This is a genomic window from Streptomyces sp. NPDC050738, from assembly GCF_040654175.1.
Lineage (GTDB): Bacteria > Actinomycetota > Actinomycetes > Streptomycetales > Streptomycetaceae > Streptomyces.
Map to the genome: position 1 here is coordinate 151,285 of NZ_JBFAHN010000002.1, position 12,832 is coordinate 164,116.

The following is a 12,832-nucleotide window of genomic DNA, read 5'->3' on the forward strand; positions in this document are numbered from 1 at the left end:
GGCGATCCTGCCCGGCCCCGGACACGGAGCCCAGCGGGGCTTATTCGAGGAGCTCCGCGTACGAGCCCATGGCCATGGCGATGTCGGCCTGGGCCCAGAACCGGTGGTACGTGAAGGTCGGCGCTGCGCCGCCCTTCAGATAGGCCTCGACCTTGGACCAGGCCGGGTCGTTCTTGTAGAAGGAGCGGATCGACTCGAAGGTGGATGTGGAGTTGATCGTGTCGCCGTTCGGCATCTTGCCGCTGAAGGTGCTCGGCACGTACACCGGGTCGTCGAAGCGGCTGTAGTCGGTACGAGTCTCGGGCGCCGCGATGCCCAGCGCGTCCTGGTTGTGGTCCCACATGCCGTCGAGCAGCGCCTTGGCCGTGGTCTTCGCGGCCGCGTTGCCGGACTTGGCCGCGTAGTAGGAGAGGGTCTTGGCGTACGCGGCCGCCACGCCCACGTCATTGGTGTAGTCGGCGACGGTGACGTGCAGACCCGTGTTGGCGCCCGGGGTGCTCGCGCTCCACGTGTCGGGCTTTCCGGACCACTTGAGCGTCGAGGGGATCTGGTAGGTCCCGTCGGGGTTGATGGTCGTTTCGGAGAGCGCCCAGGCGACCCACTTGTCGAGCACGGTCTTCGCGGCCGCGTTGCCCGTCTGCTGGTAGTACTCGGCGACGCGCTCCATCGACCAGGCCTGGAAGCCGAACCACTGGTTGGACGGCGGGTCCTGGTAGACGGGTGCCTCGTCGTAGTACATGCCGTAGAAGGTCGGGGTGCCGGCCGGCGGGGTGGCGTAGCGCCCCTGCCAGCTGTTGGTCGCGCCGCCCGCGATGGCGCCCTCGGACGACTGGAGCCAGCGGTAGAACTCCAGCTGCCGGCCGAGGCTGGTGTTCCAGTCGGCCGCCCCGGTCGCGGACTTGGGCTTGAGGTCGGCGTAACTGCTCAGCGCGTAGGCGGCCATGGGGTTCTGGTAGCCGCCGTGGACATGGCTGGATCCGATGCGCCAGGCCCAGCCCGCCGAGGTGTCGGTGGCGCCGCCCCAGGCGTAGTACCAGGAGAGGAGGTAGCTGGAGCTGTTCTTGCCGGTTCCTGCCGGGCAGGTGGTCGGGCCGACGCAGTCGCCCTGCTTCTTGAAGTACTTGTCGTACATGGCGTAGCGCAGATAGTCGCCCATCTTGGCCGCCTTGGCGACGGTCGCGGTCACCTGGCTGTCCTTGCCCTGCTGCTTGGCCCAGACGTCGGCCCAGTAGGCGGCCTGGACGGCACGGGCGTCCGCGTCGGGGGCGTCCGTGTACTTCCACTGCTTGGAGTACGAGGAGTCCCCGGTGAAGAGGTCCAGATAGCCGTTCTTGCCGCCGTAGGTGAAGTTGTCGCAGGTCGGCTGGGGGACGGTCTCCCAGACGGACTCCTGGGGGCCGCGCTGGAAGGTGTTGATGTAGGAGGGTCCCGTGGCGGTCGGTCCCGCCTGGCACTTTCCGGGCTCGTTGCCGAATCCGTAGGTGTTGTCGACGTCCTGGATCCAGTGCATGCCGTAGACGTCGTCGGTGCCGTACGCGCTCTTCAGCTCGCCTGCGATCGGGTCGCTGCCGACGGAGACGCCGGTGTCGAGGGCCGCGGGGTACTGCGAGGGGAGGTCCCACTCGGGGGCGTACGTCGCGGGCTTCGAGGCGTTGTAGAAGCTGTTGGTGGGCTGGTCGGCGTGGGTGGGGATCATGTACTTCTCCATGGTCGCCCACGCGGCGTTGAACTGTGTCCAGTCGCCGGAGATCCTGCCGTACACCGCCTGCAGCCAGATCAGATAGCTGTACGCCTCCGACGTCGTCTCATGGCCGTAGTCGGGAGCCTCCACGATCAGGGTCTCGACGGAGTGGTACGGAATGCCTTCCGGCGAGAAGTAGCCGTTCGCCGGATTGGTGATCTTGGCGTAGAGGTCGAGGAAGCGGGCGTCGTACGCCTTGGTGGCGGCCAGTTCCGTCGCGGTGACCTCCGCCTTGGTGTAGCCGGGGGCGGTCACGGTGAAGGTCGCGGCGCCGGTGCCCGACGCATTGGCGGTGACGGTCACCTTCTGGGCCGTCGACCAGTTGGCGGACGTGAAGGTGAGGGAGGCGCCCGTGGTGACGGAGAGGCCGGTGTTGCCCGAGGTGCGGGCGACCGCGGCCGTCACCGTGGCGGTGGGCTGCGAGGAGAGCTTCACGTCGAACGTCGCCGTCTTGCCCTGCTGGACGCCGAATTGGGACGGGGTGGCGACCAGGGACGGGCCCGCGGCGACCGTAATGCCGACGGGGGTGGACTCGGCGGATGCGCCCAGGCTGTCGTACGCCTTGGCGTAGAGGGAGTAGCTGCCTGCGGGGACGCTCGCGTAGTCGAAGGTGTAGGGGGCGGTGGTGTCCGTGCCCAGCAGGGTGGTGTCGCTGTAGAACTCCATCTTGCTGATCGTCGCGCTGTCGGCGGCGGCCGCGGTGGCGGCCATCGGGACGGTGGCGCCCGCGGTGTAGACGGTGCCGGCGCCCGGGCTGGTCAGGACCGTGATCGGGGGCTGGTGGGCGCCGGTGCAGGGGGTGCCGTTGACGGCGAAGGCGGTCGGCGCGGTGTTCGTACCGCTGTAGTTGAAGTTGGCGCCGATGGACGTGGCCGCTCCGGGTGCGAGGGTCTTGTTCCAGTCGAGGTTCTTCGCGGTGACGTTCTTGCCGGACTGCGTCCAGGTGGCGCTCCAGCCGCTGGTGAGCGTCTGGTTGCCGGCGTACGCGTACGTCAGGGACCAGCCGTCGACCGCCGCCGTTCCGCGGTTGGTGACGGCGAGGTTGGCGGTGAACCCGCCGCCCCAGTCGTTCACCGTGTAGTCGACGCTGCACTGGAGCGTCGCGGCCTGGGCGGGACTGCCGCCCGCGGCGGTCATCGCCAGGGGCAGGGAGAGTGCTGCGGCGCATGCGGTCAACAGGCGTCTGACTCTTCGTGCACGGGGTCTTTGTGAGCGTGGTCTTCGTAAGGCAGCCATGGGGAGGGCCTCCTCGCGGTTCTCGGTGGGGGACGTCTATGACAACTCTTGAACCAGTGGGAGCGCTCCCAAGGTGCAGGCGAGGTGAAAGAGTGTCAAGACCTGTCACAGCGATGCAGATGTCGAAGTCATTCGATTGAGAAGTTTTTCAACTCCCCTGTACTAAAGGGGGTGTTGTGGCTAACCTCCGAACAACCAGTGGGAGCGCTCCCGTCGTCTAGGTACGTAAGGACGCGCTCCATGAGCCCACCGCGATTACCTGTTTTCGCCGCCGTCGGCACGCTCTTCGTGGCGGCGGCCGCCGCACTGCTTCCCACGCTCACCGCTTCAGGGGCCACCCCCGCCTGCTCCGTGACGTACTCCGTCACAAGCCAGTGGGACTCGGGCTTCCAGGGCGGCGTGACGGTCACCAACAACAGCGCTGCCATGAGCAGCTGGACGCTGTCCTTCGGCTTCGCCGGCACCCAGAAGGTGACGCAGGGCTGGAACGCCAAGTGGTCCCAGTCCGCTGCGAGAGTCACCGCCACCAATGAGTCCTACAACGGCACTCTGGCGACGGGAGCCTCCGTCAGCGCCGGATTCCTGGCCTCCTGGTCCGGGTCCAACCCCGCGCCCACCACGTTCACCCTGAACGGCGTCACCTGCAACGTGGACGGCGGGCCCGATCCCACGCCCACCCCGACCCCGACCCCGACCCCGACAGGACCGCCCACCGATCCGGGCCCCGCATCGGCCATCCACGCCTCGGGCAACAAGCTCGTCGACGCGGCCGGCACCGAGCGCCACCTCTACGGAGTCAACCGCTCCGGCGGTGAGTTCATGTGCGTGCAGGGATACGGAGTCTTCGACGGGCCCGTCGACGACGCCTCCATCGCCGCGATCGCGGACTGGAAGGTGAACACCGTCCGCGTACCGCTCAACGAGGAGTGCTGGCTGGGCACTTCGAATATCGACCCGGCCTACGCGGGCACCAACTACATCAACGCGATCAAGGGGTTCGTGACCCGTCTGGAGGCACATGGCATCACTCCGCTCCTGGAGATGCACTGGAGCTACGGCCAGTACACCGGCAACTCGTCGGGCTGCTCCGACATCCATGCGAGCTGTCAGAAACCGATGCCCGACGCCCAGTACGCCCCGGCGTTCTGGAAGTCGGTGGCCACCACCTTCAAGGACGACCCCGCGGTCGCCTTCGACCTGTTCAACGAGCCCTATCCGGACCGCGCCACCTCCACGCTCGACCAGGCGTGGGCCTGCTGGCGCGACGGCGGGACCTGCCCGGGCATCGGCTACGAGGTGGCCGGCATGCAGGATCTGCTGGATGCCGTACGGGGCACGGGCGCCCAGAACCTCGTGCTGGTCCCGGGCATCGCGTACGCCAACGACCTGAGGCAGTGGCTCGACCACAAGCCGACGGACCCGGCCGGAAACCTGGCCGCGGCGTGGCACTCGTACAACTTCAACACCTGCTCCTCCGCGAGCTGCTGGGACGCCCAGCTCGCTCCGGTCGCCGCCCAAGTCCCCTTCGTGGCGGGGGAGATCGGCGAGAACACCTGTGCGCACGGCTACACCGACCAGGTCATGGCCTGGCTGGACGCGCACCACGCCTCGTATCTGGGCTGGACCTGGAACACCTGGGACTGCGCGTCGGGTCCTTCCCTGATCAGCAACTACGACGGCACACCCACCGCATACGGAACCGGGCTGCGCGACCACCTGCGCGCCCTGTCTTGAGAGGAATCACATCGATGAGCCGCACTTCCGTACCACCGAGACGTGCCCGTACGGCACTCATAGCCGCCGGCGCCCTGGTCCTGGCGGGCGCGGGCGCCGTGTCCGCCCTGCAGTCCCCCGCTTCCGCTGCCGGTGTGCAGTGCAGCGTCGGGTACACGGCCAATGACTGGGGCAGCGGGTTCACCGCGAACGTCTCGGTCACCAATGCCGGCACGACCGCGATCGACGGCTGGTCGCTGACGTACGCCTACGCCGGCAACCAGACGCTCACCAGCGGCTGGAGCGCCAACTGGACGCAGTCCGGCAAGAACGTCACCGCGAAGAACCTCGACTGGAACAAGACCCTCGCACCCGGCGCCTCCACGTCCTTCGGCGGCAACTTCAACTACAGCGGGACGAACACGGCCCCGACCGCCTTCGCGGTCAACGGCACTCCCTGCAACGGCGGTTCGTCGACCGGCAGCCCCACGCCGACGCCGACCGATCCCACCAGCCCCTCCCCCAGCCCGTCGACCTCCACGCCTCCCGGCACCGGCGATCTCGTCGACAACCCCTTCTCCGGGGCGGGCGTCTATGTGAACCCGGAGTGGTCGGCCAAGGCCGCCGCCGAACCCGGCGGCACCAAAATCTCCAGCCAGCCGACCGCCGTCTGGCTCGACCGGATCGCCGCGATCGAGGGCGTGAGCGGCGGCATGGGCCTGCGCGACCACCTCGACGCAGCAGTGCAGCAGGCGGCGGGCAAGCCGCTCGTCGTGCAGCTCGTCATCTACGATCTGCCGGGCCGCGACTGCGCCGCCCTCGCCTCCAACGGCGAGCTCGCACCGACGGACCTCTCCCGCTACGAGCACGAGTACATCGACCCGATCACCACGATCCTCTCCGACCCGGCCTACAAGAACCTGCGGATCGTCAACACGATCGAGCCGGACTCGCTGCCCAACATGGTGACCAATGTCAGCGGACGCCCGACGGCCACCGCCGCCTGTGACGTCATGAAGGCGAACGGCAACTACATCACCGGGGTCGGGTACGCACTCGCCCACCTGGGCAGCGCCGGCAACGTCTACAACTACCTCGACGCCGGTCACCATGGCTGGATCGGCTGGGACGACAACCTCAACCCCACCGCCCAGCTCCTGCACCAGGCGGCCACCACCTCGGGTGCCACGGTCGACGACGTCCAGGGCTTCATCACCAACACCGCCAACTACGGCGCGACCACCGAGCCGTACTACACCATCGACGACACGGTGAACGGCACCTCGGTGCGCCAGTCCAAGTGGGTGGACTGGAACCGCTACGTCGACGAGCAGACCTTCGCGCAGGGCTTCCGCACCGCGATGGTCAGCGCGGGCTTCAACTCCTCGATCGGTGCGCTGATCGACACCTCGCGCAACGGCTGGGGCGGCACCGCCAGGCCCACGGCTCCGGCCGCGAAGACCACGCTCGACGGATACGTCAACGGCAGCAGGACCGACCTCCGTATCCACCTCGGCAACTGGTGCAACCAGTCCGGTGCGGGCATCGGCGAGCGGCCCAAGGCGGCGCCCGCCGCAGGTATCGACGCCTACGTCTGGGTGAAGCCTCCGGGCGAGTCCGACGGCTCCAGCACCGCCATCGCCAATGACGAGGGCAAGGGCTTCGACCGGATGTGCGATCCGACGTACACGGGCAACGCCCGTAACGGCAACAGCATGTCGGGGGCGCTGGCAGGCGCCCCGGTCGCGGGCCACTGGTTCTCGGCCCAGTTCCAGGAGCTCCTGAAGAACGCCTACCCGGCGCTCTGATCACCTGAGCCGGGCGGTGCGGGCGCAAGGAAATCGGCCCGCACCGCCCGGTCCTTCATGACGGCACCGATCCGCTCGCGCATCGGGCGCCGGGCGAGAGCGTCGAGCGCCTCGCCGATCAACCGGCTGAGCGGGTAGGGAAGTTCGGCCTCGAATTCCGTGGCGGCCGCCGTGGTGGCCGCCGACTCCGCGTCGAGCAGCGGCAGCAACGACTCAGCCGCCTGGGTCAGCCGCGCCATGCGGCGGCGTGCGTCGTCCTCGCCCGGCTCCAGCACGAGAAAGCCCTCCCTGACCATCTGGGCGACGGTCTGGCTGGCCGCCGAGTGGGTCACCCCGGTCGCCCGGGCGAGGTCGCGGATGGAGCTCGGGCCCGTGGCGGCCAACTCCCTTACGACCGGCGTGAACCGGGGCCTGAATCCTTCGAGACCCAGGTCGGCGTAGACCGCGGCGACATCTCCGTCGAGGAGCTCCAGCAGGTGGCGCAGCCGGGTGCCGAGCAGTTCGGGGCCCGGGCCGGGGGCTTCGGAGGGCATGGCTGTTAATGTAACAGCACTGTTGCATCTCCGTCGAAGGGGCCGGGCCATGGCCGACCGCCATCCACCGATCGAGCCGTACGCGCACGGAATGCTCGACGTGGGCCACGACAACCTCGTGTACTGGGAGGCCTGCGGCAGCCCCGGGGGCAAGCCCGCGCTGGTCGTCCACGGCGGCCCCGGGTCCGGCTGCACGGCCGAGGCGCGGCAGCTCTTCGATCCGGAGCGGTACCGCGCCGCCCTCTTCGACCAGCGCAACTGCGGGCGCTCCACACCGCACGCCGCCGACCCCGCGACGGATCTGACGCACAACACCACCCAGCAACTCATCGACGACATGGAGCAGTTGCGGGAACACCTGGGCATCGAGAAGTGGCTGCTGTACGGCGGATCGTGGGGGTCGACGCTGATCCTCGCGTACGCCGAGGCGCACCCCGAGCGGGTGTCGGAGATCGTGATCGCCGGTGTCACCACGACCCGGCGCTCGGAGACCGACTGGCTCTACCGGGGTGTCGGGCGCTTCTTCCCGGAGGCGTGGGACCGGTTTCTGGCAGGGGCTCCCGAGGCGGGCCGGGAGGGGGACATCGTGGGTGCCTATGCGCGCCGGGCCGCCGATCCCGATCCTGGCGTACGCGCGAAGGCGACCATCGACTGGTGTGCGTGGGAGGACGCGGTGCTCTCGGCCGAACCCCACGGTTCCGCGCATCCGTACGGCGACCGGCCTTCGGCGGCCCGCACCGCCCTGGTCCGTATCTGCTCGCACTATTTCTCCAGCGGCGCCTGGCTGGAGGAGGGCGCCCTGCTGCGCGACGCGGGACGGCTGAAGGGGATTCCCGGGGTCCTCGTCCACGGCCGCCTGGACCTGAGCAGCCCGCTGGGCACGGCCTGGGACCTCGCCCGTGCCTGGCCGGACGCCACGCTCCGCGTGATCGAGGACGCCGGGCACAAGGGGAGTACGGCGACCCGTGAGCTGGTCGTCGAGACCCTGGACCGTTTCGCGGAAGCCTGAGTCCCCCTCGGGAACTCCCGCTCGTTAGGGAGGTGGTGGGACCGTCCTGATCATGGGCGGGCGCGGTTCGGAGCAAGGAGCGGTCGACGTGTCGGGTACGAAGGTCAAGAAGCAGCGTGTCTGGTGGAAAGAGCTGCCGCTGCTCATCGGCATCGCGCTGGTGCTCGCCCTGCTGATCAAGGTCTTCCTGGTGCAGGCCTTCTCGATCCCCTCCGGATCGATGCAGAACACGCTCCAGGTGGGCGACCGCGTGCTGGTCGACAAGCTGACCCCGTGGTTCGGTTCGAAGCCCGAGCGGGGCGAGGTCGTCGTCTTCAAGGACCCCGACGGCTGGCTCAAGGACGAGCCCGTCACCAAGCCGAACGCGGTGCAGAAGGTGCTGAGCACCATCGGGCTGATGCCGTCCGCCGATGAGAAGGACCTGATCAAGCGGGTCATCGGGGTCGCCGGTGACACGGTGGAGTGCAAGGGGACCGGCCCGGTGAAGGTCAACGGCAAGCCCCTGTACGAGCCGTACGTCTACAAGGGCAACACCCCGTGCAGCACGGACGCCGAGTTCAAGATCACCGTGCCGGACGACTCGATCTGGGTGATGGGCGACCACCGCCAGGCGTCGGCGGACTCGCGCTACCACCAGAACAAGCCCGGCGGCGGCTCGGTGCCGGTGGACGACGTGATCGGGCGGGCGATCGTCATCGCCTGGCCGGCCGGGAACTGGGGCACGCTCTCGATCCCCGACACCTTCGACCAGGAGGGGATCGACGGCCGTTGACGTGCCTCAGGCCTTGGGCAGTTTGACCACCGTGACGAAGAAGTCGTCGATCTGGCGGATCGCCCGGATGAACTGCTCGAGGTCCACCGGTTTGGTCACATAGGCGTTGGCATGGAGCTTGTAGCTCCGCAGGATGTCCTCCTCGGCCGCCGACGTGGTCAGCACGACGACCGGGATGTGCTTGAGCTCCGGGTCGGACTTGATCTTCTCCAGGACCTGACGGCCGTCGTACTTGGGCAGGTTCAGGTCCAGAAGGATCAGATCGGGCCGTACGGCCCGGGTGTGCTCACCGCGCCGGTAGAGGAAGTCGAGTGCCTCGAGACCGTCGCGCACCACATGGAGCGTATTGCCGATCTTGTTGTCCTCGAACGCCTCGCGCGTCATGAGTTCATCGCCCGCGTCGTCCTCGACGAGGAGCACTTCGACAGGCTCGGGCGGAGGGGTGGTGCTCATGGAGTGGCTCCCTGGGGCGCGGTGGTCGTTCCGGGTTCGGTCGGGGCGGGGGACGCGGTGTGGGCGGCGGCCAGGGTGAAGACCAGCCGCGCCCCGTCCGTGTACTGCGTGTCGAGCCAGATCTGGCCGCCCGAGTGCTCCACGATCTTCCGGCAGAGCGAGAGGCCGATCCCGGTCCCTTCGTAGGCATCACGGCTGTGCAGCCGCTGGAAGATGACGAAGACCTTCTCCGCGAACTCCGGTGCGATGCCGATCCCGTTGTCGGTGACCGAGAACCGCAGGAGGCCCGGCTCCTCGTCCGGCCCGACGCTCACCTCGACGTGCGGGGCCGTGCCGGGGCGGCGGAACTTGACCGCGTTGCCCAGCAGGTTCTGCCACAGCATCGTGAGCAGCGTGGCATCCCCCATCACCGCCGGGAGGCTCTTCGGCCGTTCGACGGTCCCCTCGTGCTCCTCGACCGCGGCGGAGATGTTGCGCAGCGCCCGTTCGAGGACCGTGTCCAGGTCGACGGCTTCGTAGCTGTCGTTGAGCCGTCCGACGCGGGAGAAGGTCAGCAGGTCGTTGATGAGTACCTGCATGCGCTTGGCTCCGTCGACGGCGAAGTCGATGTACTGCACGGCGCGGTCGTCCAGTTGGTCACCGTAGCGCTTGTGGAGCAGCTGGCAGAAGGAGGCCACCTTGCGCAGCGGCTCCTGGAGATCGTGCGAGGCGACGTACGCGAACTGCTCCAGCTCGGAGTTGGACCTGCGCAGTTCGGATGCCTGTTCATCCAGCTCCACGGCCTGAGCCGCCAGCACGGCTTCCCGGCGGCGTGCGACGGTCAGTTCGCCCACCACGCGCAGGCGCATGTCCTCCACCGCCCCCGCGAGTGCCCGCAGGTCGGCGGGCCCGTGCGCCGGAATGGGCTGCTCGAAAGCACCGTCCGCGACGAGCTTCACCGCGGTGCGCACCGACTCCAGCGGCCGCAGAACCGTGTACCGCAGGATGACCACGACGCCCGCCCCGGTCAGCGCGAGCAGGACCAGAACCCCGATGAACACCCAGTCGCGCTGGGTGCGGGCCACATGGAGGTCCTCCTGGGCGCGGGTCTGATCCGTCAGGAGCCGGGCATGCAGGGTGTCGAGGCGCGTACGGACCTGGTCGAAGGTCGTCTTGCCCCGGTCGATCGACACGGCAGGGGCCTCGTCGTCCCTGGCCGTGACGGCCGGTACCGCGAATTCCTCCCGCCATTTGCGTACGGACGCGTCGACCGAGGCCAGCGCCTCGGTGTCGCCGGAGGAACCCGCGGTCAGCGAGGCCAGCCGGGCGCGTGCCGTGTGTTCGGCGCCCTTCCCGCGCTCGTACGGCTCCAGCAGGGTCATGTCCCCGCTCAGCAGATAGCCGCGTACGCCGGTCTCCTGGTCGAGCAGCGCCGCCTGGAGCCGGTAGGACTCGGTGCGGGCAGGTGCCACGTTGTCGACCAGGTAGTTCGTCGCGTCGGTGGTGCGGGACTGCACGGCGACACCCAACGCCGCCGCGGCTGCCGTGATGACCCCCAGCACCGAGACGGCGAGGAGGAACCACGCGCGGACGGTGAGGCCGCGCGGGACGGCGGCGGCCGCTGCCACGGCGCGGGCGTCCGCCTCCGGGCCCGCCTCGGGTACGAGGGCTGCCGGGTCCGGCTCCTCGGGAAGGGGCGGGGTCTCGGCTGTCATGAGGGGTTGTTCCATTCCAGGAGCAGGACGGCCACGTCGTCGGCCAGCCCCCCGCTCGGTGCGGCAAGGGCTTCGGCGGCTCTGATGAGGGTGTCGGCGAACTGGCCGTGCGTGCAGTGCGTGTGCTCGCGCGCGATGTCCAGGAGGCCGCTCTCGCCCAGGCGTCGGGGGCCGTCCCCCACCCGCCCCTCGATCAGGCCGTCGGTGAACAGCATCATGGCGTCGCGCTCCGCCAGCGGCACCCGCGTGCCCGGCCAGGTCGCGACCCCGGGCAGGATGCCCAGCATCGGCCCGCCCGGCACCTCTTCCAGCCGCACCGCGCCCGTGCGCGAGCGCACGATGAGGCCGGGATGTCCCGCGCGTACGACACGGACCTCCGCCGCCCCTGCGGCCCGGGTCAGACAGCTGAGGGTGGCGAAGACCTCCGGCCGCGAGCGCTCGGCGACGAGGATCTGGTCCAGGAGCTCGAGCAGCGACTGCTCCCTGGCACCGGCCAGTACGAAGGAGCGCCAGGCCACCCGCAGGCAGACGCCCAGGGCCGCCGCGTCGGGGCCGTGCCCTGACACGTCGCCGACCAGGGCGTGCGTGGTGCCGTCGGCGGTCTGCACGACGTCGTAGAAGTCGCCGCCCAGCAGCGCCTGCGCCCTGCCGGGCCGGTAGCGGGCGTGGACCGTGACGGTGTTGTCGTGCAGCAGCGGCCTGGGCAGCAGGCCGCGCTCCAGGCGGGCGTTCTCCTCGGCACGCAGTCGGCCCTCCTGGAGGGCGGCGGCGGCCAGCTCCGTGTGCCGGCGCTGTATCGCGTAGCGGACGGCCCGCACGAGCATGTCCGCGTCCAGCCGACCCTTGGCCAGGTAGTCCTGGGCGCCCGCGGCGACCGCGGCGAGCCCGGCCTGCTCCTCGGCCAGCCCGGTCAGGACGACCACGGCGGCGCCGCCCGCGTGTTCGAGCACCGCCCCCAGTGCCTCCAGGCCCTGGGCGTCCGGGAGATGGAGATCGAGCAGTACGCAGTCCGGTGTCTCCGCGGCCAGTTCGGCGACGGAGTCCTTCAGCGAGCGCGACCAGCGCAGGCCCAGCGGCATGCCGCTGTCGGCGAACAACTCCTCGACCAGTACGGCGTCCCCGGCGTCGTCCTCGATGAGCAGCACCCTCGGCGCCTCACCGTCCCACGTCAGGGAGGGCGGAACCGAGCCGAGAGGGGCGCGCTGTGCGGGCAGCGCGGGTAAGACGGAACCCTGCACGGGGGCAGGTTCGGGGCCGGTCCCCATGGCAGATCTCTCCTCTCGCCACGGGCGCTTCGGCCCATGAGGCGCGCCCGAGCGTGCCCGCGACGAGATTAGGGCGATCAGTTGACTTTTGACAACTGTTCCCGGAACAGCCGGACATGGACCGGACGCAGCCTTGCGGCCTACGCGGCTTCCACGGCGGCCGCCGCCTCACGGAACGCCGTCAGCCCCTCCATGAGCTGCCCGAGCGCGTCCTCGGGCATCGCGTCCAGAACGGGGCGCAGCTCGTCCACCTCGTACTCGCGTACCTCGTCGAGGAGGTCGCGCCCCTGTCGGCTCAGGTGCAGTTCCAACTCCCTGCGGCTCGCCCTGCTGAGCCTGCGCTCCACGAGCCCGGCGGCTTCCAGCCGGTCGCAGAGGCGGCTGGTCGCCGGTGCGCTCGACCCCAGCGCTTCGCCGAGGGACCGCAGGTTCCCGCCTTCGAGGCTGCCGATGGTCTGCAGCGCGCGCATCTGCGACACCGGAACCGGCCCGGTAGGGGCTCTGCCGAGCGCCCTGCCGCGCAGAACGCCGAGCAGACCCGACACCTCCGCTGCGGTGTCTGCCAGGTCCCGACAGTGCGTCGTAGTGCTTGGGCGCATCGGCCCACT

At 69.4% G+C, this 12,832-nt stretch carries 9 protein-coding genes and 1 pseudogene; 4 read left to right on the forward strand and 6 right to left on the reverse strand.

Going from position 1 to position 12,832, the window contains the following annotated elements; genetic code table 11:
- Positions 1-40: 40 nt before the first annotated feature.
- Positions 41-2,977, reverse strand: a complete 2,937-nt coding sequence (locus AB0H78_RS04995; RefSeq protein WP_363232838.1) for a glycoside hydrolase family 48 protein — start codon at positions 2,975-2,977, stop codon at positions 41-43.
- A 240-nt stretch (positions 2,978-3,217) separates the two neighbouring features.
- Here AB0H78_RS04995 and AB0H78_RS05000 point away from each other — a divergent pair, with 240 nt between their 5' ends.
- Together AB0H78_RS05000 and AB0H78_RS05005 are read left to right on the forward strand one after the other, a co-directional pair.
- Positions 3,218-4,711: a cellulase family glycosylhydrolase gene (locus tag AB0H78_RS05000; protein ID WP_363232839.1), complete on the forward strand. Its 1,494-nt coding sequence runs from the start codon at positions 3,218-3,220 to the stop codon at positions 4,709-4,711.
- Between the two features lie 14 nt (positions 4,712-4,725).
- A complete protein-coding gene (locus tag AB0H78_RS05005) occupies positions 4,726-6,498 on the forward strand; it encodes a glycoside hydrolase family 6 protein (RefSeq protein ID WP_363232840.1) in 1,773 nt (590 codons plus the stop codon).
- Here AB0H78_RS05005 and AB0H78_RS05010 read toward each other — a convergent pair.
- Positions 6,483-7,031: a helix-turn-helix domain-containing protein gene (locus tag AB0H78_RS05010; RefSeq protein WP_363232841.1), complete on the reverse strand. Its 549-nt coding sequence runs from the start codon at positions 7,029-7,031 to the stop codon at positions 6,483-6,485. The genes AB0H78_RS05005 and AB0H78_RS05010 overlap by 16 nt on opposite strands.
- A gap of 49 nt (positions 7,032-7,080) precedes the next feature.
- On the opposite strand from AB0H78_RS05010, the gene pip reads away from it, so the two are divergent.
- Both pip and lepB read left to right on the forward strand, forming a co-directional pair.
- Positions 7,081-8,040 (forward strand): prolyl aminopeptidase, encoded by a 960-nt coding sequence (gene pip, locus AB0H78_RS05015; RefSeq protein ID WP_363232842.1) that lies wholly within the window; start codon positions 7,081-7,083, stop codon positions 8,038-8,040.
- A gap of 52 nt (positions 8,041-8,092) precedes the next feature.
- Positions 8,093-8,800 (forward strand): annotated as a pseudogene (lepB, locus tag AB0H78_RS05020) (signal peptidase I); the annotation flags it as partial.
- Between the two features lie 18 nt (positions 8,801-8,818).
- On the opposite strand, the gene AB0H78_RS05025 reads toward lepB, so the two are convergent.
- From AB0H78_RS05025 to AB0H78_RS05040, 4 genes are all read right to left on the reverse strand, one after another.
- Positions 8,819-9,265 carry a response regulator gene (locus AB0H78_RS05025; protein WP_363232843.1) on the reverse strand — a complete coding sequence of 149 codons (447 nt, stop codon included), beginning with the start codon at positions 9,263-9,265 and terminating at the stop codon, positions 8,819-8,821.
- A complete protein-coding gene (locus AB0H78_RS05030; RefSeq protein ID WP_363232844.1) occupies positions 9,262-10,959 on the reverse strand; it encodes an ATP-binding protein in 1,698 nt (565 codons plus the stop codon). The genes AB0H78_RS05025 and AB0H78_RS05030 overlap by 4 nt, the downstream gene beginning before the upstream one ends.
- A complete protein-coding gene (locus AB0H78_RS05035; RefSeq protein WP_363233424.1) occupies positions 10,956-12,131 on the reverse strand; it encodes a SpoIIE family protein phosphatase in 1,176 nt (391 codons plus the stop codon). The genes AB0H78_RS05030 and AB0H78_RS05035 overlap by 4 nt, the downstream gene beginning before the upstream one ends.
- 233 nt (positions 12,132-12,364) lie before the next feature.
- Positions 12,365-12,823, reverse strand: a complete 459-nt coding sequence (locus AB0H78_RS05040) for a MarR family transcriptional regulator (protein ID WP_363232845.1) — start codon at positions 12,821-12,823, stop codon at positions 12,365-12,367.
- Positions 12,824-12,832: the final 9 nt, after the last annotated feature.